The organism is Ignatzschineria indica (assembly GCF_003121925.1).
Taxonomy (GTDB): Bacteria; Pseudomonadota; Gammaproteobacteria; order Cardiobacteriales; family Wohlfahrtiimonadaceae; genus Ignatzschineria; species Ignatzschineria indica.
This window is the reverse complement of sequence record NZ_QEWR01000004.1, coordinates 231,512-254,267: the sequence shown is the minus strand read 5'-3', so window position 1 is coordinate 254,267 and position 22,756 is coordinate 231,512. Positions and strand designations below refer to the sequence as shown.

24 protein-coding genes are annotated in these 22,756 nt (G+C 44.0%); 5 read left to right on the top strand and 19 right to left on the bottom strand.

Annotated features, from left to right (window positions below):
- Positions 1-363: 363 nt before the first annotated feature.
- From DC082_RS08580 to DC082_RS08565, 4 genes are all read right to left on the bottom strand, one after another.
- Positions 364-1,086 (bottom strand): LOG family protein, encoded by a 723-nt coding sequence (locus DC082_RS08580; protein ID WP_109236615.1) that lies wholly within the window; start codon positions 1,084-1,086, stop codon positions 364-366.
- 95 nt (positions 1,087-1,181) lie between these two features.
- Positions 1,182-2,009 carry a class I SAM-dependent methyltransferase gene (locus DC082_RS08575; protein ID WP_157957434.1) on the bottom strand — a complete coding sequence of 276 codons (828 nt, stop codon included), beginning with the start codon at positions 2,007-2,009 and terminating at the stop codon, positions 1,182-1,184.
- Positions 2,010-2,028: 19 nt separating this feature from the next.
- Positions 2,029-2,490, bottom strand: a complete 462-nt coding sequence (locus DC082_RS08570; protein WP_109236613.1) for a SufE family protein — start codon at positions 2,488-2,490, stop codon at positions 2,029-2,031.
- Between the two features lie 342 nt (positions 2,491-2,832).
- Positions 2,833-4,338 (bottom strand): YifB family Mg chelatase-like AAA ATPase, encoded by a 1,506-nt coding sequence (locus DC082_RS08565; RefSeq protein ID WP_109236612.1) that lies wholly within the window; start codon positions 4,336-4,338, stop codon positions 2,833-2,835.
- Between the two features lie 350 nt (positions 4,339-4,688).
- Here DC082_RS08565 and DC082_RS08560 point away from each other — a divergent pair, with 350 nt between their 5' ends.
- From DC082_RS08560 to DC082_RS10655, 3 genes are all read left to right on the top strand, one after another.
- The gene (locus tag DC082_RS08560) at positions 4,689-5,468 is read left to right on the top strand and encodes an enoyl-ACP reductase FabI (protein WP_109236611.1); all 780 of its coding nucleotides are present in this window, start codon (positions 4,689-4,691) and stop codon (positions 5,466-5,468) included.
- Between the two features lie 484 nt (positions 5,469-5,952).
- Complete coding sequence (locus tag DC082_RS08555) at positions 5,953-6,171, top strand: hypothetical protein (protein ID WP_109236610.1); 219 nt, start codon at positions 5,953-5,955, stop codon at positions 6,169-6,171.
- Positions 6,172-7,163: 992 nt separating this feature from the next.
- Positions 7,164-7,382, top strand: coding sequence for a hypothetical protein (locus DC082_RS10655; RefSeq protein WP_133243701.1), 219 nt, complete (start codon positions 7,164-7,166; stop codon positions 7,380-7,382).
- Between the two features lie 102 nt (positions 7,383-7,484).
- On the opposite strand, the gene priA is transcribed toward DC082_RS10655, so the two are convergent.
- From priA to fabD, 6 genes are all read right to left on the bottom strand, one after another.
- A complete protein-coding gene (priA, locus tag DC082_RS08550; protein WP_109236609.1) occupies positions 7,485-9,743 on the bottom strand; it encodes a replication restart helicase PriA in 2,259 nt (752 codons plus the stop codon).
- Between the two features lie 224 nt (positions 9,744-9,967).
- A complete protein-coding gene (gene sohB / locus DC082_RS08545; protein ID WP_109236608.1) occupies positions 9,968-11,134 on the bottom strand; it encodes a protease SohB in 1,167 nt (388 codons plus the stop codon).
- A gap of 104 nt (positions 11,135-11,238) precedes the next feature.
- Complete coding sequence (locus tag DC082_RS08540) at positions 11,239-12,120, bottom strand: peptidylprolyl isomerase (RefSeq protein WP_109236607.1); 882 nt, start codon at positions 12,118-12,120, stop codon at positions 11,239-11,241.
- Positions 12,121-12,133: 13 nt separating this feature from the next.
- The gene (locus tag DC082_RS08535) at positions 12,134-12,409 is read right to left on the bottom strand and encodes a BolA family protein (protein ID WP_109236699.1); all 276 of its coding nucleotides are present in this window, start codon (positions 12,407-12,409) and stop codon (positions 12,134-12,136) included.
- 193 nt (positions 12,410-12,602) lie between these two features.
- On the bottom strand, positions 12,603-13,247 hold the full coding sequence (locus DC082_RS08530) for an inner membrane-spanning protein YciB (protein ID WP_157957433.1): 645 nt from the start codon (positions 13,245-13,247) through the stop codon (positions 12,603-12,605).
- Positions 13,228-14,169, bottom strand: a complete 942-nt coding sequence (gene fabD / locus DC082_RS08525) for an ACP S-malonyltransferase (RefSeq protein WP_094567472.1) — start codon at positions 14,167-14,169, stop codon at positions 13,228-13,230. Before fabD ends, DC082_RS08530 begins: the two co-directional genes overlap by 20 nt.
- Positions 14,170-14,453: 284 nt before the next feature.
- Between fabD and relB the strand changes: the two genes are divergently transcribed.
- Positions 14,454-14,732: a type II toxin-antitoxin system RelB family antitoxin gene (gene relB, locus DC082_RS08520; protein WP_133243700.1), complete on the top strand. Its 279-nt coding sequence runs from the start codon at positions 14,454-14,456 to the stop codon at positions 14,730-14,732.
- Entirely contained in the window at positions 14,716-14,982 is a 267-nt protein-coding gene (locus DC082_RS08515; RefSeq protein WP_109236604.1) for a type II toxin-antitoxin system RelE family toxin, read from the top strand. Before relB ends, DC082_RS08515 begins: the two co-directional genes overlap by 17 nt.
- A 235-nt stretch (positions 14,983-15,217) precedes the next feature.
- Here DC082_RS08515 and DC082_RS08510 read toward each other — a convergent pair whose 3' ends face one another.
- The 9 genes from DC082_RS08510 to DC082_RS08470 form a co-directional block, all read right to left on the bottom strand.
- Complete coding sequence (locus DC082_RS08510) at positions 15,218-16,171, bottom strand: beta-ketoacyl-ACP synthase III (protein WP_109236603.1); 954 nt, start codon at positions 16,169-16,171, stop codon at positions 15,218-15,220.
- A gap of 11 nt (positions 16,172-16,182) precedes the next feature.
- Positions 16,183-17,229, bottom strand: coding sequence for a phosphate acyltransferase PlsX (plsX, locus tag DC082_RS08505; RefSeq protein WP_268245782.1), 1,047 nt, complete (start codon positions 17,227-17,229; stop codon positions 16,183-16,185).
- A gap of 180 nt (positions 17,230-17,409) precedes the next feature.
- Positions 17,410-17,604, bottom strand: a complete 195-nt coding sequence (rpmF, locus tag DC082_RS08500; protein ID WP_094567477.1) for a 50S ribosomal protein L32 — start codon at positions 17,602-17,604, stop codon at positions 17,410-17,412.
- 51 nt (positions 17,605-17,655) lie between these two features.
- The gene (locus DC082_RS08495) at positions 17,656-18,165 is read right to left on the bottom strand and encodes a YceD family protein (protein WP_109236602.1); all 510 of its coding nucleotides are present in this window, start codon (positions 18,163-18,165) and stop codon (positions 17,656-17,658) included.
- 74 nt (positions 18,166-18,239) lie between these two features.
- The gene (moaC, locus tag DC082_RS08490; protein ID WP_109236697.1) at positions 18,240-18,713 is read right to left on the bottom strand and encodes a cyclic pyranopterin monophosphate synthase MoaC; all 474 of its coding nucleotides are present in this window, start codon (positions 18,711-18,713) and stop codon (positions 18,240-18,242) included.
- Between the two features lie 1,578 nt (positions 18,714-20,291).
- The gene (locus DC082_RS08485) at positions 20,292-20,747 is read right to left on the bottom strand and encodes a YcgN family cysteine cluster protein (protein ID WP_157957432.1); all 456 of its coding nucleotides are present in this window, start codon (positions 20,745-20,747) and stop codon (positions 20,292-20,294) included.
- Positions 20,744-21,931 (bottom strand): YihY/virulence factor BrkB family protein, encoded by a 1,188-nt coding sequence (locus tag DC082_RS08480; protein WP_109236600.1) that lies wholly within the window; start codon positions 21,929-21,931, stop codon positions 20,744-20,746. Before DC082_RS08480 ends, DC082_RS08485 begins: the two co-directional genes overlap by 4 nt.
- A 43-nt stretch (positions 21,932-21,974) precedes the next feature.
- Positions 21,975-22,385, bottom strand: coding sequence for an HIT domain-containing protein (locus DC082_RS08475; RefSeq protein WP_109236599.1), 411 nt, complete (start codon positions 22,383-22,385; stop codon positions 21,975-21,977).
- 80 nt (positions 22,386-22,465) lie between these two features.
- The gene (locus DC082_RS08470) at positions 22,466-22,750 is read right to left on the bottom strand and encodes a cell division protein ZapA (RefSeq protein WP_109202206.1); all 285 of its coding nucleotides are present in this window, start codon (positions 22,748-22,750) and stop codon (positions 22,466-22,468) included.
- Positions 22,751-22,756 lie beyond the last annotated feature (6 nt).

Genomic DNA, 22,756 nt, shown 5'->3' with positions numbered 1-22,756 from the left:
TTGGCATCAAGGATGCCGACCCGCGGGCATGCACCGGTGAAAAAATGAGATGGTCGGTTCCCGCAGCTCCACGAATTTTCTTAAGAACAATATTGTGATTGATCAAAACAAAAAGCTGATGAATTGCCGGAGATCACCACCGCATACTTCCATAAACTGCATGCCGGCAAGAGGCGATTCTCCATCGCTGACTATTTTCTTGGAATAAAAGAGGCTGAGCGCGCCGGATTTTACTCTCATACACTGCCATAAACTACGCGCCGACAGTTGGCATCAAGGATGCCGACCCGCGGGCATGCACCGGTGAAAAGATTGAGATGGTCGGTTCCCGCAGCTCCACAAATTTTCTTAAGAATAAAGATTCTACTTCGCTTCCTCTGAAGAGAGATCCTTATAGATGGGCGCTAAGGCTGCTAAGACCTCTTCCACACTATCGACTAGCGTCACGCGATCGAGATCTTTCGCGATAATCATCTCTTGAGAGAGAAGCTCATTTCCAAACCAATTGAGAAGCGGCTGCCAAAATTGTCGATCGACGAGAATGATCGGTTTTTCGATCATCTTTTTCGTCTGCATCAGGGTTAAAGCTTCCATCAACTCATCGAGCGTGCCAAATCCCCCCGGCACACAGATAAAAGCCTCTGAATAGGCTAAAAAGACTGTCTTACGCGTTAAAAAGTGATCAAAATGGAGCGAGAGATCTTGGTAGATATTCGGCGACTGCTCACGAGGTAGCTTAATATTAAGACCGATTGAAGTTCCTAACTTCCCCGCCTGACACCCCCTATTTCCTGCTTCCATAACGCCGGGTCCACCACCGGTGATAATAGAAACGCCCCGCTCTGAGAGCGCTTTGGCAATCTCAAAAGCTAATTGGTAGCTCCGATCATCTTTCGTTAATCGTGCAGAACCGAAGAGACTGACGGCCGGCTCTAAATTACGCAACCCTAAAACCTCATCCGCCCGCTCTAACTCTGCTTTAACAATAGGGATATCATAGATGGGAATCCGTCTTGCACCGCGACTTGCGGCTTTCAATGTAGAATCCTCATTTACTGCAACTAAATCGGTAATTTCGCGACTCATCTCTCTCTTTTTAACTCCTACTTGATAACCTGATGTGATCACTTAGCGCTACACATCGATATTGATTAGATACCCCATTCCGATCGATTTTGAACCTACATACTTTTCGTCGAGCGAAGATAGACATCAAAACGAGTATTCGGCGACTCAACAGAGTGGTTAGGCCTTTTCTCCCCCACAAAAGGAGCGCCTTTCGGTCTTTTAACAACGATCCGCTCTGCCCCGCTCTCTAGCGCGGCGTCTAGAAGCGCTTCACTATCGGGATCATCTCCCACAAGTTCACGGATAATACGAAGCTCTTTTTTGACTAAGGCTGACTTCTTCCGCTCAGGATACATCGGATCGAGATAGATCAACTCAATCGGCCCTCCTTCAGACTGATCTCCTTCAGACTGATCTTCTTCAATCTGACCAAGGCTCTCACCCACGCTATCTTGCGCTTCATCCGCACGATAAAGTCCGTAATGGGTTAGATACTCAATTGCATCTTGCTCTTTTAGACGCCACTGCTGCGGGAACTCTGCCATCGGCACCGCTTCTAACGCCACTTTTAACAAAATCTGTAATACAGGATTACGCTCAAACATCGTCACATTGAAGCCTGCAAAAAAGAGAAGTGCAGAATCTCGCCCTAATCCCGCCGTCAGATCAAGCACATTTTTACGCTCATTACTCTTCCATCCTAAAGCTCTAAGAAGTGGCTCCTGTGCCTTATTGAGATGTTGCATACGGTAGCGCATCTTCTTGGAAAAGAAGTCAATTTTAAGATCGCCGGCCGCTAAATCGCGCCAAAAAAAGGTCTTACCATCCCAAATAAATCGATTCTCTTCTCGATCGCTCTCTTCCAATTGTGCCAAAATCTTTGCAGGAAGATTGTGGGGAGTACCAACTCCCTTCTTTGTTATCTCAAATGGATAGCGCATATTCTCCCTTTGACACACCTTAAAGGGCGCCATGTTCCTCTTCAATTAAGGTCTGCTCCGCAATTAGACGAATCTTCTTCATCATCTGCGCTAAACCATTGGCACGATAGAGGGAGAGATGCTGCTCTAACTCAATTTCACGGATAAAATCAGGGGGATGATCTAAGATCTCCTGGGGCGTACGCCCTGAGTAGACCCGAAGAAGAAGCGCTAAAAGGCCGGAAACAATAGCGGAATCACTCGCGGCTTGAAAATAGAGACGCCCTTCATGATATTGAGAGAGTAACCAAACCTGTGCCTGGCAACCATAGAGGCGATTCTCTTCAATACGCTGATCATCGGGAAAGGGGGGCATTGCGCGCCCTAAATCGATAAGATATTCATAACGGGCGGTCCAATCATCTAAAAACTGAAAGCCATTAACAATCTTTCCTACCACCTCTTCGATAGATTGTGTAGGCGCTACAAGTGACTGACTCAACTTAAATCTCCTTCGATCGCTTGATCTGATCGGTTATCTGCTTAGTGAACTATTGCCTTGATAGAATTTATAGACTTTATAGACTTTATAGAATTTCTATCAATCAACATTGATCAAATATCGTCGTGCAACTCCCCTAGATTATGGTGAGCATCGGCGATGATTCGATCATAAAAAATGATCTCAATAGCCCTCTAGTATATCCTCCTTTACCCCACAAGCGAAAGGGATCTCTTAAAGAGAAAAATTGAGAAGGAGATAAAAAGAGAGATCGATAGGTAAAAGGTCAGCCCAAAGAGAGATAGAGATTGATAAAATTGCTGTAAATTTGATCTATAACGCCTATGGACTCTTCTGATAACCCCGATCGAGCGCTCGAAAGGCAAGACTCTCCGTTAAATGTCGACTACTGATCTTTTCACTCTCTTCAAGATCGGCAATTGTTCGCGCTACTCGTAAAATACGGTGATAACTCCGTGGGGAGAAATTGAGCCGTTTTTGCGCCATCTCCAATAATTTCAACTCCCCTTCTCCAAGGGAGCAGTCAGACTCAATCTCACTGACGGTAAGATCAGCATTGATCTTCTCACGTCGCGCTAATTGTGCCGCTCTTGCAACCTCAACACGCTTTCTAATCTCTGAGGTGGGTTCCCCTCTCTTACTACTTTGGAGCTCTTCTGTGGAGATACGAGGCACTTCCACATGAAGATCGATCCGATCTAACATCGGTCCCGATATTCGCCCCTTATAGCGAGCAATCGCATAATCACTACAGCTACACTCATGAACAGGATCTCCTAAATAGCCACAAGGACAGGGGTTCATCGCTGAGATCAATTGAAACTTTGCCGGAAATTCCACCTGTTGCATCGCTCTTGAGATATGGATCATCCCCGATTCAAGCGGTTCTCGCAATACTTCTAACACCGTGCGATTAAACTCTGGCAACTCATCGAGAAAGAGAATGCCGTGATGTGCAAGGGAGATCTCCCCCGGCTTTGGATAAGTTCCGCCCCCCACTAAGGCAACAGATGAAGAGGTGTGATGAGGCGTGCGGTAAGGACGAACACCAAATTGCTCCGCTCGAAATCCCTGCCGACTGATAGAGGCGATCATCGCGCTTTCGATCGCCTCCTCTCGTGTCATCTGCGGTAAAATGCCGGCAAAGCGGGAGGCGAGCATGGTCTTTCCAGTTCCGGGCGGACCGATCAAAAGAACATTATGTCCACCGGCTGCGGCGATCTCTAATGCGCGTTTAGCAAAAAACTGTCCTTTAACCTCTGAAAAATCGGGAATGGGCGTATCAGATTGAATCTGTAGAACAGGTGGTTCTGCTAATTTGACTCTCCCATCGATAAAATCCACCACTTCACGGAGATTTTTCGCCATCAAAAAGTGTTGATACCCAAGAAAGCCGATCTCTTCAGCTCCATCATAAGGGACAATTAAGCGCCCCTCCCGCTTCATCACCTGAATGGCTGTGGGCAGCAATCCTGTGATAGGTCGCAACTCTCCAGTAAGCGCCAATTCACCGACAAATTCATACGCTTTAGGCGAATTTTGTAACTGTCCTGAAGCCTCTAAGACCCCTAGAGCGATGGGCAGATCGTAACGCCCGCCCTCTTTAGGAAGATCCGCCGGAGAGAGATTGATGGTAATTTTACGATTAGGGAACTCAAAGCCAGAATTGACAATAGCGGCAACGACCCGATCCTTACTCTCTTTAACTGCCGTTTCCGGCATCCCCACAATCGTTAATGCCGGCAAGCCATTACTGATATGAACCTCAACACGTACCTCCGGCGCATGCAGCGCACTCAAGGCTCTCGTATAGATTACTGAAACCATCGATCCGCCCCCTAACCTTCTCCCAAAAAATAAACTAATACTAAATACTCAATACTAAAATATGGATAAATCACACTCATAGCGCCCTAACTATTGAGGGTAAAGCGCTCTTAAATGTAATAATCGTAGTGATTCTTCCTAGAATTTGGGAGAAATAGCGCAATGCCCCAATAAAAATTCGTGGTAATATGGTGCTATTTAATCTGTCGCAAAATGGCAGATCTTTACACGCTTTTTTATGGTGTTTTATACTATTTTCATACTATTTTTATATCGTTTTGATTCTTTGATGCGCTTCGATACGCTATCGATCAGCAACAATAATCAAACAGAAGCAGAAAGGATTTAATATGGGTTTTTTAAAAGGTAAACGTGCATTAATCGTCGGTCTCGCCTCTAATCGTTCAATCGCTTGGGGAATTGCCAAAGCGATGCGTGAGCAAGGTGCTGAGCTTGCATTTAGCTTTCATGGTGAGCGTTTAGAAGATCGCGTTAGAAAGATGGCGGCAGAACTCGACTCAGAAATCGTCTTCCCATGTGATGTGGCAAGTGATAGTGAAATTGAAGCATTAATGACTTCACTCAACAATGTTTGGAGTGATGGCTTTGATATTGTGATCCACTCTGTCGGCTTTGCACCAAGAGAAGCACTCGATGGTAACTACCTCGATACCGTAACAAGAGAGAACTTCCAAATTGCTCATGATATCTCCTCTTATAGTTTTGCCGCATTAGCAAAAGCTGCACGTCCTTACCTTCGTAAAAATGCATCACTCTTAACATTAACCTATCTTGCAAGTGAGCGTACGGTTCAAAACTATAATGTAATGGGCTTAGCCAAAGCATCACTTGAAGCCAATGTTCGCTATATGGCAGCAGCGCTTGGTAGAGATGGTATTCGTGTTAATGGAATCTCCGCAGGTCCGATCCGTACTTTAGCAGCATCAGGGATTGCGGACTTTAAGAGCATGTTAACGGCATTTGAAGCAGCCGCGCCGATCGGTCGCTGTGTCACTATTGAAGAAGTGGGTAATGTTGCCGCATTCCTCTCTTCTGATCTTGCATCAGGTGTAACAGGCGAGATCACTTTTGTGGATGGCGGATTCAATACCGTTATTGCCGGCATGTAATTTTCCCGATTGATTGGTTGGCTGATGGGTTGACTGATTGATCAACGCACTCAATCTAAAAGGCTCTAATAATGATTAAATATTAATCAATTAGAGCCTTTTTTCATATCTCAAGATCTCTCTTTGAAAACGTTTTCTCTTCCTACTTCTGCTCACTTATCGCTTTTTACATCGATATTCCCGCAAAAATGGCTACTTTTTTCACAAAAACCGCTAATTTGAAAATATTTCTAAATTTTTTATCTTTTGCTTAAGATATTATTTGACAACCCATAAAAAAAGCACTACTATATGCGTGACGTTTGAGCAATCAGACGTTCTCCTCCATATCCTCCTTTGGTGGTTATTTTGCCGAGTCTTTAAGAGCTCGGCTTTTTTTTGCCCAAAATTTGTCGCCCAATGACCACTTCTATCAACAATATTTAATGTCGAACTAGGGGCATTCAAGAAGGGATCTTATAGATCCAATCCCAAACAGAAGCTGATGAATTGCCGGATCTTACTATCACGTTCTTCCAGAAACTACGCGCCGGCAGTTGGCACCGAAGATGCCAAACGGCAGGCATGCAATCGTAAAAAGATTGAGATGGTCGGCCCCGCCGCTCCACAAATTCTCTTAAGAGCAATTGATTATACAAAGAGAGCTGATGAGTTGCCGGAGATTACCCCTGCATACTTCCAGAAATCATATGCCGGCAAGTGATGATCTTCTATCATCAGTTATTTTGAAATGAAAAAGGCTGAACGGTGCCGGTTCTTACTATCGCGTTCTTCCAGAAATCGCGCGCCGGCACGAGGCGATCATCTATCACCGGAAACTATCACATTCCATCGCAATAACTCTCGGCATCGAAGATGCCGAATGGCGGGCATGCATCGGTTAAAAGAATGAAATAGTCGGCTCCCGCCGCTCCAAAAACCTTCTTAATAGAATCAAACACAAAGATACAATTTATCTAATAATGATCTACACTTATGGTCTGTTATATTTCTAATATCTTCAATAGAATTAAATGGATAAAGTGTATCGACATACCATTATAAAAATTAGATGAAGCTCTCTTTCAGGAAGAGAAGAAAAAGTTGCAAGTTAGCTTAAATCGTATAATGCTATGTATGAACCCATAAGGGGCTTTTAAGACTCTTAGCAATAAGAGCTAGTATTAAATTATGGCAATGACACGCCATTGATACTATTTTAAGGACATCTAATTAGATGTCCTTTGTCGTTTCTTAAGATAGATAACTCTAGGATCTATTGCCAACACATCTACTTTAGATAGACCCCTATTCTTCTCGGTATTGAGAATGCCAAACGGCGGGCATACACCGGTAAAAAGATTGAGATGGTCGGCTCCCGCCGCTCCACAAATTCTCTTAAGAACAATTGATTATACAAAGAGAGCTGATGAGTTGCCGGAGATTACCCCTGCATACTTCCAGAAATCATATGCCGGCAAGTGATGATCTTCTATCATCAGTTATTTTAAAATGAAAAAGGCTGAACGGTGCCGGTTCTTACTATCGCGTTTTTCCAAAAATCGTGCGCCGGCAAATGGCGATCTTCTATCACCGGAAACTATCACATTCCATCGCAATAACTCTCGGCATCGAAGATGCCAAATGGCGGGCATGCATCGGTTAAAAGAATGAAATAATCGGCTCCCGCCGCTCCACAAATTCTCTTAAGAGCAATTGATCAAAATAAAAAAAGCTGATGAACTGCCGGAGATTACTACTGCATACTTCCAAAAATTGCGTGCCGGCACGAGGCGATCTTCTATCACCGACTCTTTTCTTGAAACGAGAAAGACTGTTGAGTTGCCGGATCTTACTATCGCGTTCTTCCAGAAATCGCGCGCCGGCAAGTGGCGATCATCTGTCACAGGAAACTATCACACTCCATCGCAATAACTCTCGGCATCGAAGATGCCGAATGGCGGGCATACACCGGTAAAAAGATTGAGATGGTCGGCTCCCGCCGCTCCAAAAACCTTCTTATTGAGTCAAAATGATTTAGGTGAAGTCGATGGGGTCAACCTCGATTAAGAGGCGAATATTGGAGCGAATATTGGCTTCATAGAGGAGACGTATTTGGTATGCCATTCGGTGCAGAGCACTTCGCTTTTCCGATTGAAGGATCACATGTACCCGATAAAATCCTTGCCGGCGCTTAAGGTTATTGGGCATCACTGGGGTGATCTCAACTTGAGGATCTGGCTCAATATGATTGAGTAACCCTTCGAGATATGAAGTCGCTTCCGATTCACTTCTTGCTTCTACCTGAATTAAGATCTGATAGGAGTAAGGCGGAAGATTGAGAATCTGACGTACTTCAAGCGCCTCTTGGGCATAAGCTTGATAACCGATCTTAGGTAACTGATGAAAAAGGGCATTATCAGGAAACATCGTCTGTACTAAAACCTTTCCTCTCTTCTCCCCCCGCCCTGCACGCCCTGAAACCTGCATCAAGAGTTGTGCTAGCTTCTCATCTGCCCGAAAATCATTGGCAAAGAAGAGCCCATCACTATTGAGGAGAACCACTAAAGTGATATTGGGAAAATCATGCCCCTTTGCTAACATCTGCGTGCCTACAATGATATCGGCTGATTGCTCCCCGATCTGGGTTAAATTCTCCACTAACTCCCGACTATTGCGAACATTATCCCGATCAAAACGTAAAACTCTCGCCAAAGGAAATGCATCGGCTAATGCTTTTTCAATCTTCTGCGTGCCTGCCCCTAATTCCTTAAAATGCGTACCACCACAAGCACTACATACTTTAGGATAGGGATATCGTGTCCCACAATGATGGCAATGAAGCATTCCGGTGGTGCGATGAAAGTTGAGATAGCTACTGCAATGATGACACTCCTCAATCTTGCCACAGTCGAGACAGGTTAAAACAGGAGAGAATCCACGCCGATTTAGGAAGATCAATACCTGCTCTTTCCGTGCAATCGTCGCCTCAATCTCATCTAAAACCCGTGTTGTGATGCCATCGTAATTCTTCTCCTCATTGAGATCGACAATCTCCCACTCCGGCATTGCACCACTCACTCGCTCTGGCAGCTGATAATAGCTAAAACGCCCTTCCGCAATATTACGAACACTCTCATAGGTAGGCGTTGCACTCCCCATCACCAGCGGAATCTTTTCAAAATGAGCCCGCCAAATGGCACTATTGTGAGCAGAATAACGAACACCATCTCGCTGTATATAGGAGCTATCATGCGCTTCATCGATAATCATCAAACCAAGACGCGCAAAGGGGGTAAAGAGCGCAGAACGGGTGCCGATAAGTAGATCGATCCGCCCTAATGCGGCATTACGCCACGCCTCTAGACGCTCATTATCACTCAATTGAGAGTGAATAACGGCAACACGGACCGATAATGCGGACTCTATGCGACTGACAAATTGAGGCGTTAAGCCGATCTCCGGCACTAACATCAAAACCTGCTCCCCTTTTGCCAGATGATGACGCGCGATCTCTGTATAGACAGCTGTTTTCCCTGAGCCTGTCACTCCCTCAATAAAGGAGAGAGGCGGTCTATTGACCACAATATCATCCACAATATGCTGCTGTGCGGTAGTTAATTGTAATGGAGGCTCTTCTGATGGCGGTTTCGCCGGAGAAGGCTCACAATCGAGATCGGCTTCACGCAGAAGTAGAGCACTCTCTAAGAGCGCACGACGATGATTTTTAAAATTAGGAAATTGGGCTAAAAGCGCTACTTCACTATAACGCTGCCCTTCTTCGAAGAAGTTAAGAATCGCAATTTTAGCTCTTGAAGCACGATTTTGCACATCTTCACGCCATGCAATACCGGCATCGGTGATCTGATAGTAATCTTCCGCAACATAGAGCGGCCGCCCTTGTCGTAGAGGAGTAGGAAGAAAGAGTTGTAAAACCTCCCCTATCGGCGCGTGGTAGTAGTGGGCAATTCTCTCAGCTAGGCTCAAAAGATTACGCCCAATAATGGGCATCTCATCGAGGAGATTTTTGATCAGTTTCAACTTCTCACGAGGATAATCGCTCTCCTCTTTGACCGCTACAATAATTCCGATCATCTCCCGACGCGCAAAATTAACAGCAACTCGCATCCCAACGGCGGGGCTAATCTTTTTTGGGGAAGCGCTCTCCGCCTCATCTTTAATAAATATATCAGTAGCAAGATACTCAAAGGTGCGATGAAGCGGACAAGGCAACGCCACTTCTATTACCCGTTCCGCAGCTTCTACGCTCGCTTCTCTAATGCGCTTCTCAGCCATTCTATCCTCTACCTTCTCTCTACCTACTACCCTGATTTCTATGATCAACGCCGACAGTACGACTCAGCTCATAAAAAACCCCAATAACGCACCATTATAATCGCTATTGGGGTTGATCTCTATTTTCACCGGCAAAAGAGCACTTTTACTCTCTTGCCGGCTTACTCTCTTCTATCTTACGACTACTCAAAATATCCCTTCAATATTCTATCAATATCACTACCTTAGAAGGGAATTCGCTTCATAATACGAGTTAAGAAGCGGGAAATTCCTTGACGGACAGAGCTCTTCTCCACATATTGAATCGTGTAGACATTTTTATTCTTCATCGATTCTAAGATATAGGAATCACTCGTCTTTAACTCATCCACTAAACCGAGTTCTAGCGCTTTAACCGCAAGCCAATACTCGCCCGTTGCGATCTGCTCAATCTCAAGCTGTGGACGATATTGTTGGACAAAATCTTTAAAAATATGGTGAATCTCATTGAGTTCGGCACGGAACTTCTCTTTTGCCGCTTCACTATTCTCACCAAACATCGAAACTGTGCGCTTATACTCACCTGCAGTAAATTGCTCATAATCGATATTATATTTCTCCAATAATTTATGGAAATTAGGCATCTCTGCCACAACACCGATAGAACCGACAATGGCAAAAGGCGCTGCTAAGATCTTATGCGCAACAGAAGCCATTAAATAACCACCACTAGCAGCCACTTCATCCACTGCCACCGTTAAATGGATCCCTCTATCGCGAATACGTACTAATTGTGAGGCGGCTAAACCATAACCATTGACAGCGCCACCGGGGCTCTTAAGACGAATCAATACCTCATCCCCTTTCTCTGCGATCTGCAATAACGCGGAGACCTCCTCTCGTAAGCTACGCACCTCTTCCGCTTGAATATCCCCATCAAATTCCAACACATAGAGCGTATCTGCCTTTTTCGGCTTGCTCTTCTCTTTCTCACGCTTCCAAAACTGCCAGAAAGGGGCTTTTGCAACTTGCGATTTCTCATCACGCTCAGCACGCTGATCGCCCTCTTTATCCTCTTTATCCTCTTGCACAATATTTTCAGGGACCGTTTCAGATCTCCCTTCAGATATCGATTCTGCTGCATTCTCTAAAGCTTCTGCTTGCTTCTCTCGAGATTCCTCTTTCTCAAGTTCGGCCTTAAAATCTTTATCATCAAGATCGCTATGTTTAAACTCTAAAAAACCCTCTTTGATCTGCTGATAACGCTCACCAAGATCCTTAAACTCGATCTTGCCCCCCGATTGCTGCTGATTATTACGCAGAGAAGCTAAAAAGAGAAGCGCCACAATAAAGGCGACAATAATCGTGCCAGTCTTCGCCACAAAAAGAATAAACTCAAAAAAATATGCCATCAATTAACCCTAATGAACAAAAAGACCTGAAACCTCTCGGAGAGGATCAGGTCATTACAGAGCGCCCCATTATTGGGGCGAACTACAGATCAACGATAAGATCGTTACTGTTTTGCTTCTGGTAGCTCAACATTCACTTTCTCTTGAACTTCTTCCACATATTTTTGGAAGAGTGGTTGTGCTAACTGTAATTTAGTCTCTTCATCTAACTCATCAAATGGTTTGATCTCAAGATCTAAATCACGCACATCATCTAAAACGATAACATGGTAACCAAATTGGGATTCAACAGGCGTTTCGCTCATCTTCCCTTTCTCCATTCCTTTCAACGCTTCACCAAAACTTGGATCCATCATTGAAAGGCGGAACCAACCACCGATGCTACCATCACGTGCAGCGGTTGCTGGATCGAGTGATTTCTCTTTTGCCGCTTCTGCAAAAGTTGTTTTACCACTCTTGATATCTTCGATAATCCCATTCGCTTCCTCTTCCGAGTCAACTAAGATATGAGATGCCTGATACTCAGTCTGCTCAATTTGAGCCACCATTGCATCATATTGTGCTTTGAGCTCTTCTTGAGTAATCTCACCCTTATCGAGCATATTTTGGAAGAGAAGATCCGCTAAGAAGAGATCGCCAATAAGACGCATCTTCAATTGATAATCTTGATCCTTATCGAGTCCACGCTTCTTCGCTTCTTCTGCTAAAGCATCTTGGGTGCCAAGGAGTTTAACGAGTTGTACCGCTACTTCTGGACTCTCGACCTCATCGACTTCAACACCTTGAGAGAGGAGTAGGAAGTTCTCTAATTCTGCTTTAGAAACCTCTTTTCCATTGACTGTTGCCACAGGGTCTTGTAATTGATAACCCTCTGATACAACTTCCGCTTCAACAGCAACAGGCTGTGCCTCATCTGCCATTGCAACTACAGAGAAAGCTCCCATAAGTGCTGCGGTTAATAATGTCTTTTTAAATAAATTTTTCATTGCTACTCTTCCCTTATTTCGGTTGTTGAGTCGTAATTTGAATACTTAATGCATGGATATCACGATCCATCATGGTATCTAATGCTTGATACACCAATCGATGCTGCTTTAAAAGCGGCAGACCGACAAATTTTGGTGAATCGATCTTTACTGTAAAGTGACCTGCGCCTCCTCGAGCACCGGCATGACCGGCATGGAGATGACTATCATCGATAATCTCGAGAAAAGTTGGCGCTAATGCCTCAGTCAATAAGTCTTTAATTTTATCTAATCTTGCTTGATTATTCATCTTTTTATCTAAAAACCCCACAATAATGTAATAGGTTAATCTTTACGCTCCGTTATTAGCCCTTATTAGTCCTTATTAGAACTTAATTCGCAATTATTAATAGATATTTGTATATCGGTGTATATCGGACGATATCAAACACCTAGTGATATCAACTTATCGAAATACTACTAATATAACCAATCGAGACCGATTATGACTCTTCTTGCTCTTTTTGAGCGAGCTGATGCTGCTTACTATCCTCTGCCTCTATTTCAGCGCGCTTGATTGCCTCATAGTGCTTCCCTTTTTTAACAAGATGTACCATCAAGAGAATCGCTAATACAAAGGTAAGAAGCGGATTGATCACCATCTTAAAGCTCATCCAGACTTCAGAGGAGAGCCCTACGAGAATAATCACAGCATTGAGCGCCGCCATCACCAACATATAGGCTGCCCACCAGAGATTGGTTCGTAACCACTCATGCTCCGGCAGTTCAATATCTAAAGTCTTCCCAAAGATCATCTTAATGGGAGATTTTTTTAGATAGAACATCCCTACAAGGCCAATTGCGATAAGAATATTGACAATAGAAGTACGCCACTGAATAAAGACCTCATTATCGAAGACAATGGTCATCGTTCCGAAGATCAATGTCGCCGAGAGGATTAACCAATCATTTCGACGCATCGATTGCCGGAAGAAGAGTCCTGAAACGAGTAACGCAATCGCCGAGCTATAGACCAATGCTTTTGTTGCAAGAACAAGATCGCGACCAAAGAAGAGATAGGTCCCTAAAAAGATCGCGGTACACGCCCCTAAGAGGATTTGGGGGATATTAGATTTCTTTGATAACACTCTCGAGAGTTCCTCCATCTAACACATTGTAAGTGGTCAAGGATTTGTCGATACGGCGGATAAGACCGGTCAATACCTTACCAGGACCACACTCTACGATCGTAGTAACCCCTTCGCGCGCAAGGTATTCGATCGTCTCTGTCCAGCGAACAGGTTCATAGAGTTGGCTAATTAATGCTTCTTTAATCTCTTCGACATCACGATGCGCGCTCACATCCACGTTATGGATCACAATCTCTTTTGGAGCAGAGAGCAGCATATCATCGAGCACGGTTGCTAACTGTTCAGCCGCTGGTTTCATCAAAATTGAGTGGGAAGGAACAGAGACAGGGAGCAGAAGTGCGCGACGCGCTCCACGCTCTTTTGCAAGTTCACAAGCCGCTTCTACCGCCGCCTTTTCACCGGCAATGACCACTTGACCGGGAGAGTTAAAGTTAACGGCAGCGACGATACCTGCTTTTTCAGAATCATGACAAACGGCTCTAACGGCATCATCATCTAATCCTAATACTGCCGCCATTGCACCCGTTCCTACAGGAACAGCTTCCTGCATAAAGAGACCACGTTGATGGACTAATTTAACCGCATCTTTAAATGCTAAAACGCCACTTGCCACAAGTGCGCTATATTCCCCTAAGCTATGGCCGGCAAGATAGGCAGGTTTTGCACCATTTTCTGCGCACCAAACACGCCAAAGCGCGATGCTAACGGTTAAGATCGCCGGTTGAGTGATCTCTGTTTTCCCTAATTGATCAGCATCTCCTGAACGAATAATTTCTGATAGTGAAAATCCTAATGCATCATCGGCATCCTGTAAGGTCTCAACAACAAGTGGATGATCTAAAAGGTCGGCAATCATCCCGGTACTTTGTGAACCTTGACCAGGAAAGACAAATGCTAATGTACGATTTATTTCACTCATTTTATTTTCTCTCTCATTGAATACTTAAAGGAGAGAATTCCTAATAAGAAATTCCCTCTCGTTTTTAATTTATCTTCCCAATTCTACCTTTTTATCAGAAATAGCGCTATCGACAATTACAATCAGAATTTTTGATTGATTAATAACACTTCTTAACTGGAATATTATTGAATGAAAAAGATTGTTGAGTTGCCGGAGATTACCCTGCATGCTGTCAAATCAATGTAAAAGAATTGAGAGGCATAAAGAGAGGTCTATTGAATTTCAATGGCGAATTTCCCACAATGGAAAAAGATCAACTAAAATCAAAAGGATTGTTCATCATGAAGAGGGGAAAGATGTTAGCAATAGACCTACCAAAAGAGATCTCTACACGATTAACAGCTTTAGCTCATAAAGCCGGTATCAGTGAGGAAGAATATGTTAAAGAAGCTCTTTTAGAACATATTACCGATATCGAGGAAGCTCAGATAGCTGAACAAATTCTAAAGCGTATTCATCAAGGTCAAGAGTCGACACATAGCAGTAAAGAAGTGAGAAGAAGACTTGGTCTGGAGAATTGAATATTCTGATAGCGCTCTAAAAGCATTAAAAAAGATCGATAAAACTTATGCTAAACGCATAGTGGATACTTTAGAGCTACAAATTGCTCACTTAGATGATCCGAGAGTGAGGGGAAAAGCCCTACAAGGTAATCTCAAAAGTCTCTGGCGCTATCGAGTCGGCAATTACCGAATTATATGTGATATACAAGATAAAAAATTAACGATCCTTGCTCTCTTTATCGGACATCGAAAGAAAATTTATAGATAATCAACAAAAGAGGCTGAACGGTGCCGGTCCTTACTATCATGCGCTTCCAAAAACTACGCGCCGGCAACGGGCATCATCGATGCCAATAGCGGGCATGCACTAGTTATAAGAACAAAATGGTAAGCTCCCGCCGCTCCACAAACCTTATTATTACAACCATATAACAACAAAAAAGGTTTTAAACATTACTGTTTAAAACCTTTCTTTAATCGCTTTCTATCGCTCTTCTCTGAAATTACATTCTCACTAAGGCTGAACCCCAGGTGAAGCCACCGCCGAATGCTTCCATGAGAACAAGATCCCCCTTCTTCACGCGACCATCTTTACGCGCAACATCGAGCGCTAAAGGAATACTTGCCGCAGAGGTGTTCGCATGTTGATCAACGGTGACAATCATCTTCTCTAATGGCATGCCGGCACGTTTTGCTGTTGCCGTCATAATTCTTAAATTCGCCTGATGCGGAATTAACCAATCGATATCAGACCCGGTTAAGTTTGCCGCCGTTAAGGTCTCATCAACAATCTCATGCAACTTAGTCACTGCATGACGAAATACCTCATTCCCCTTCATCTGCACATAAGGATAGACATCTTCACGCGAGATAACACTCTTCTTCACTGAAAGAAGATCTTTATACGCACCATCTGCATGAATATGGGTGGAGATAATTCCCTCTTCCTCTGTTGCCTCAAGGATCACAGCTGCAGCACCATCTCCAAAGAGAACACAGGTGGTCCGATCACTCCAATCGAGCACGCGAGAGTAGATCTCAGAACCGATCACCATCGCTTTTTTCGCAGAGCCTGCTTTAATAAAGTTATCGGCAATTGCTAAAGCGTAGATAAATCCTGAACAAGCTGCACTAATATCGAAGGAAGCCGCATGGTGATTTCCAAGCATATCTTGCACTAATGTTGCTGTTGATGGATATGTCTGATCTGGCGTTGTTGTTGCAAGAACAATCAAATCTAGTTCATCTGCATCAATATTGGCATCTTGCAAAGCTTGTTTCGCAGCTTCATATGCTAAACCCGCTGTTGTATCGCTCTCATCGGCAATATGGCGCTGGCAGATTCCAGTCCGCTCTACAATCCACTCATGCGTTGTATCAACAGTTTTGGACAATTGCTCATTTGTCACAATATTTTTTGGCAAATATTGCCCAGTTCCGATTATTCTTGAATTCATCCTTATCCAACCTATTCGTTTGACTGCTGATTCTCCGCAGTTTCAAATTGTTTTCTCATCTTATCAATTATTTGTTGCTCTACAAGCTTAACAGATATCTCTATCGCATTTTGAAAAGAGATACGATCTGCATTCCCATGTGATTTTACAACAATTCCGCGTAAACCTAAGAGACTTGCACCATTATGTTTACGAGGATCCATTCTATTTTTAAGATCTTTTAAAACCGGCATTGAGACAACTGCCGCACATTTTGTAAGAAGATTCTTCTTAAAGGAGTTTCCTAGCTGCTGGACAATCATCTTCACTGTCCCTTCCAATGTTTTTAGTGCAATATTGCCGGTAAAACCATCAGAAACAATCACATCAACATCATCAAAGAAGATCCCATCGGGCTCTGTAAAGCCGATATAGTTAAGATCTGATCCCTCCATTAGCGGAACCGTTCCTCGCACTAACTCATTCCCCTTCATCGCTTCCGTCCCAATATTCATTAAAGAGACTTTCGGCGCCGGATCGCCACTGACCACTGAAGAGAGGAGTGAACCCATCACCGCAAATTGGTAGAGATGCTCAGGGGTTACATCCACATTCGCACCGAGATCTAAAAGATGCACATAACCACGCTCACGAAGTGAGGGGATCGAAGTACAAATTGCCGGGCGCATGATGCCAGGAAGTGTCTTTAAGACAAATTTTGCCGTTGCTAAGAGCGCCCCAGTATTTCCGGCAGACATTGCAACATCGGCCTCGCCTGCTTTAACGCAATTGATGGCAACACGCATCGATGAATCCTTCTTATTACGAAGCGCACTTTGGGGTGCATCATCCATCTCCACTACTTCTGTTGCCGACACAATAGTGATTCGGCCTGATTTAAAGTGGGGCTGATCAGCTAAAAGGGGCTGTAAAACATCCTCTTTTCCGACAGCAAGGACAGAAAGATTATCATGTGCATTTAACGCACTCACAACTGCGGGGATATACTCTGGTGCGCCATTGTCACCACTCATCATGTCTACTGCGAGCTTTACAGGCACTTGATTGCTCTTAATCACGTTGCTGATTCCTAATTTTTAACATCAACTGATAACAGATTCTCATCCCGCTCTGCTATCACTACTCAATTGCGGGGAAATAGGAGAGAAACTCATAATAAAAAACCTACGCTATCTTCGAACAAGACAAGGCGTAGGTTTTCCGATATATGTCTATCAACCTCTAACAGTCGTTAAAGATTATTCTTGATCGACAACTTGTTCGTTTTTAGTGATAACTTTACGGCCACGATAGAAACCATCAGCAGTTACGTGGTGACGTAAATGCATCTCTCCTGAAGTCTTATCGATGCTTACTGGGCGTGAAGTTAAGAAATCATGCGCACGACGCATTCCTCTTTTTGAACGAGTTACCTTCGATTTTTGTACAGCCATTTTAACTACTCCTAATTAAACTATATTCTTTCAAGTGATAGAAAGATCTACCTAATCCAATAGATCTGACAGAACAGCAAAAGGATTCTTCTTCTCCTCTTCTTCTGGCAGCTCTTGATTCTTTAAAAACTCACGTCCTTCGCAAGGCTCATCATCTGCATGGTAAGGTATGATCGGCAATGCCATCAATAACTCATCTTCAAGATGATATAAGAAGCTAATGATATCGACATCTTCAATAATAATGACATCAGCATCATCCCCTACTAGCTCTGCTTCATATTCGCTTTTGACAGGAAGCCATCGAAAATCGACATCCAGATCAATCGGGAACGGCTCAAGGCAACGTTGACATTCAACATCGACATTGACGAACGCATGTCCAACAATGCACTTATGCTGACTCTCATCGAGGCCCGCCTCAAAAGACACAACAATATCACCATTGACCTTTTCAACCGCTTCCTCTAATCGGGGAAAGAGTTTTTTCGGTAATTGAACATTTTCAACAACGAGACGTTGATCAATGGCCTGCCATATGGTTAATGTAGAGTAATTCAAAGAACACCATCAATTCTAATAAAAGAGGGATATAGTAATCTATTGCGCAAATTTTTGCAATAAATCAGTTCGCACTAACGAATAAAGTCACCACTCTTGCCACCTGTTTTTCGATCAAGGGCAATATCGGAGATCACCATTCGTTTATCAATGGCCTTTAACATATCATAAATGGTCAGTAACGCAACAGATGTTGCCGTTAAAGCCTCCATCTCAACACCGGTAACGCCATTTGTGACCACTTCTACCGTCGCAATAACGCTCTTTTTCTCCGGCATGAGGTTAAACTCCACATTCACCTTTGTCAGGGGAAGAGGATGGCAAAGCGGAATAAGATCGGCCGTTCGTTTTGCCGCTTGAATCGCCGCAATTCGGGCAACTCCCAAGACATTCCCCTTCGTAACGCGCTCCTCGACCAAAGCAGAAAATGCCTCTTGATTCATAGTAATCATGCCACTTGTAATCGCCCGGCGTTTTGTGATCGCTTTATCGCTCACATCCACCATATGCGCCTCACCATCGGCATTAAGGTGGGTCAGCTTCTCCACTAACGAGCCTTCCACTACACGATCCTCATCTCTCTTCATCACTTAATCTCCTTGATTAATAGCATATTAAGAAGTTATCTTCCGATAGACTCTACGCTTGTCAGTCTCATTACTTCAACAATAACAATATTGTAACCAAAAAGCGGATCAATTGCGGATGAGTTTGATTGATTGAGTGAAACAATGAAAAACAGAGGCTGATGAATTGCCGGAGATTACCCCTGTATACTTCCAGAAATCACATGCCGGCAAGTGGCGATCTTCTATCACCGGAAACTATCACATTCCATCGTAATAACCCTCGGCATCGAAGATGCCGAATGGCGGGCATGCATCGGTTAAAAGAATGAAATAGTTGGCTCCCGCCGCTCAACAAACTCTCTTAAGAATCATAATAACAATCCATTGAAACAAAAGAGGCCGATGAGTTGCCGGAGATCACCCCTGCATATTTCCATATATTGAGCGCCAGCAAGTGATGATCTTCTATCATCAGTTATTTTTGAAATGGAAAAGACTGAACGGTGCCGGTTCTTACTATCGCGTTTTTCCAAAAATCGTGCGCCGGCAAGTGGAGATCTTCTATCACCGGAAACTATCACATTCCATCGTAATAACCCTCGGCATCGAAGATGCCGAATGGCGGGCATGCACCGGTTAAAAGAATGAAATGGTCGGCTCCCGCCTCTCCACGAATTCTCTTAAGATCAGATATTATGATTAATCAAAAAAGAGCTGATGAATTGCCAGTCCTTACTATCGCGTTTTTCCAGAAATCGCGTGCCGGCAAGTGGCAATCATTCGATTTCCGAAATATTTCTTATCTTTATAAGGGCTGATGAATTGCCAGTCCTTACTATCACGTTTTTCCAGAAATCGCGTGCCGGCAAGTGGCGATCTTCTATCATCAGTTATTTTTGAAATAAAAAAGGCTGAACGGTGCCGGTTCTTACTATCGCGTTCTTCCAGAAATCGCGCGCCGGCAAGTGGCGATTTTCTATCCGGAAACTATCACATTCCATCGTAATAACCCTCGGCATCGAAGATGCCGAATGGCGGGCATGCATCGGTTAAAAGAATGAAATAGTTGGCTCCCGCCGCTCCACGAATTCTTTTAAGAACAGATATTATGATTGATCAAACCCAAAAGAGCTGTTGAGTTGCCGGAGATTACCCCTGCATGTTTCCATAAATCGCGCGCCGGCAAGTGGCGATTTTCTATCACCGGAAACTATCACATTCCATCGTAATAACCCTCGGCATCAAAGATGCCGAATGGCGGGCATGCACCGGTTAAAAGAATGAAATAGTTGGCTCCCGCCGCTCCACAAATTCTCTTAAGAACAGATATTATGATTAATCAAAAAAGAGCTGATGAGTTGCCGGAGATTACCCCAGCATGTTTCCAGAAATCGCGCGCCGGCAAGTGATGATCTTCTATCATCAGTTATTTTTGAAATGAAAAAGGCTGAACGGTGCCGATTCTTACTATCGCGTTCTTCCAGAAATTGCGCGCCGGTAATAGGTATTCTCAATGACCGGAGTGGGACTCTCTCATCACCGAATAACGACTTATCTCTACTGATTGGGCATAATTTCTTCGATAATAAAATCTTCTAGAAATTCGTCATCCTTTAAAGCCGATTCATGGAGTAGCGCTAATTGAGGAAAGGGATAGATCTCCCTCACTTGAGAGCGATCACCTGAGATCAAATGATGCCATGCCGGCAGAGATTGCCCTTCCGCCCGTAGACGATAAGCACAAGTTTGAGGTAACCAACGAAATTGGGCAATATCTTGTAACTGCAGAGAGATACATTCCGGAACATATTGATGACGATTGCAATAGTGCTGACATGCGCCCGATTGAAGATCTAAAAGATTACAGGCAACTCGCGTATAGTAGATCTCCCCATCATCTTCATCTTCTAATTTGTTAAGACAACAGAGCCCACAACCATCACAGAGCGCTTCCCACTCCTGCGAACTCAACTCTTCGAGCGGCTTTTCCCAAAAAGGGGATCGATGACTCACTTCTGCTCCCCATTGTCTGATGCACTCTCTGGATCACTTCCCTTGCCATTTGATGCTGAAGAAGTTGTTGAGATCTCAAGATGATCGGTCACCTGAACACCCACATCTTTCTCCATCGGGGAGAGCGTAATCACCGACTCCACCTGCCGACCATTCTCACCACAACTCACCTTACCCACCGCCGGGGGCGAGATATCCACCGACTCACTTGAAAGATGCTTAACAAACCACTCATTACGATCGGTATCTTTCGCCTCAAGACAGAGACGAATCTCCACCTGACTCGGTTTTACCTTCACCTCATCATCATGCGCTATGAGTGATTTAAATTGTAGATAGAATGCAATCTGACTCCCCACTAGAACGATGAGCCAAGAGAGATACATCCACATAATAAAGAGAACAACACTGGCAAAACCGGAATAGATCTGCGACTGCTTACCCGACATCACCACAAATTGGGTAAAGAGCTTACCGATAAAGTACCAGGCATTTGCCGCAATCAGCGCACCAATGAGTGCCGGAATAAGATTTACTTTACGGAAAGTGATAAAGAGATAAGCAAGCCAAATCACCACCGTGACCACGGCAATGGTGAAAAATTGCCCTAATAGAAAGGTGATCACAGGATCGGTTACAAAACCTGTAACACGCAGAACAATGGAGCTTGAGAGAAAGGAGAAAGCGATAAAAGCAAAGATCGGGCCGATCAGAATTACCACCACATAAGAGAGTAAGCGCTCCTTAAATGAGCGCCCTTTCGCCACGCGCCAGATTCGATTAAAGGCCGATTCGATCGTCGTCATCAAGTTGATCGCCGTATAGAGAAGAACTAATAATCCCACACCACCAAGAATAATCCCGCGGGTATTTTCTACAAAGCCGATCAAAATATTGACAAAATCTGTAGCATTCTCCTCCCCTAAAAAGGAGAGCGCACTCTTTAAGAGCGGTTCTAGCTCATTATGAACACCAAAGCCCGCTAAAATAGAGAAGGTTATTGCCATCAATGGCACTAGAGAGAGCATTGTTGTATAGGTTAATGCTTGCGCCCGCTCTTTAAAATTGGCCTCACTATATTGCACTGCAATGCGATAGAGAAGCTGTAATCCCCGACGTAACAATAAAAAAGAACCTGTCTCAGACCAGAGCCAGGCTTCTATCTTTTGAATCAATGCTTTCATAAATGCCTTTTATGAGAAAAAAACAGATATAACTATGCCAAAATTATGCAAGTTTATCAAAGGCATCCTTCAATAATTTAATTCGACGCTCTAATGCATCTGCCGCATATTGTGTGCTGAGCTCAAAATACCCCCACACAGGATTAGGCCATGCAAGGTCGGTCTCGTAGCGTGCAATCACATGAATATGGAGCTGACGGACGATATTACCGAGCGCCCCAATGTTGAGCTTATCGGCATCAAATTGTGTCTGCATCACTTGAGAAGCCATGCGTAACTCTTTGAGTAGTTGCTCCTGATCTTCAATGGAAAGATCGATAATCTCCTCAATATTATCGCGCTTAGGCACTAAAATAATCCATGGAAAACGCGCTTCATTCTGAATACGCACCTCACAGAGAGGGAGATTCGTTACAAGGCGGCTATTTTTGGCTAATTCTTCATCTAAAGTCATACGCGCTCCTCATGCATATCATATGTTACTCATTATTATCATTTGAGAGTGATCATCGATCCTATCATTGATCCTACTCTTTAGAGAAACTGATCCACCTTTTTCGATAAGGCGACAAGCTCTTCTCTTAACTTAAATTCTGTCAATTCTACCCCTTTCTCGGCACGGACAAGCTCACTTGCGAGAATGATCCCCGCCATGATCGCCGCCTTCTCAAGAGAGAGACGCCCTTTTGAGCGTAATTTTGCAATCTCTGCATCTAGACGCAGTGCAGATTCGCGCAAAACCTCCTCTTCCGATTTTGGAGTGCTGATAGGATACTCTTCATTGGCAATTTTTACCGATACAACTACAGTCTCTGACATCTTGAT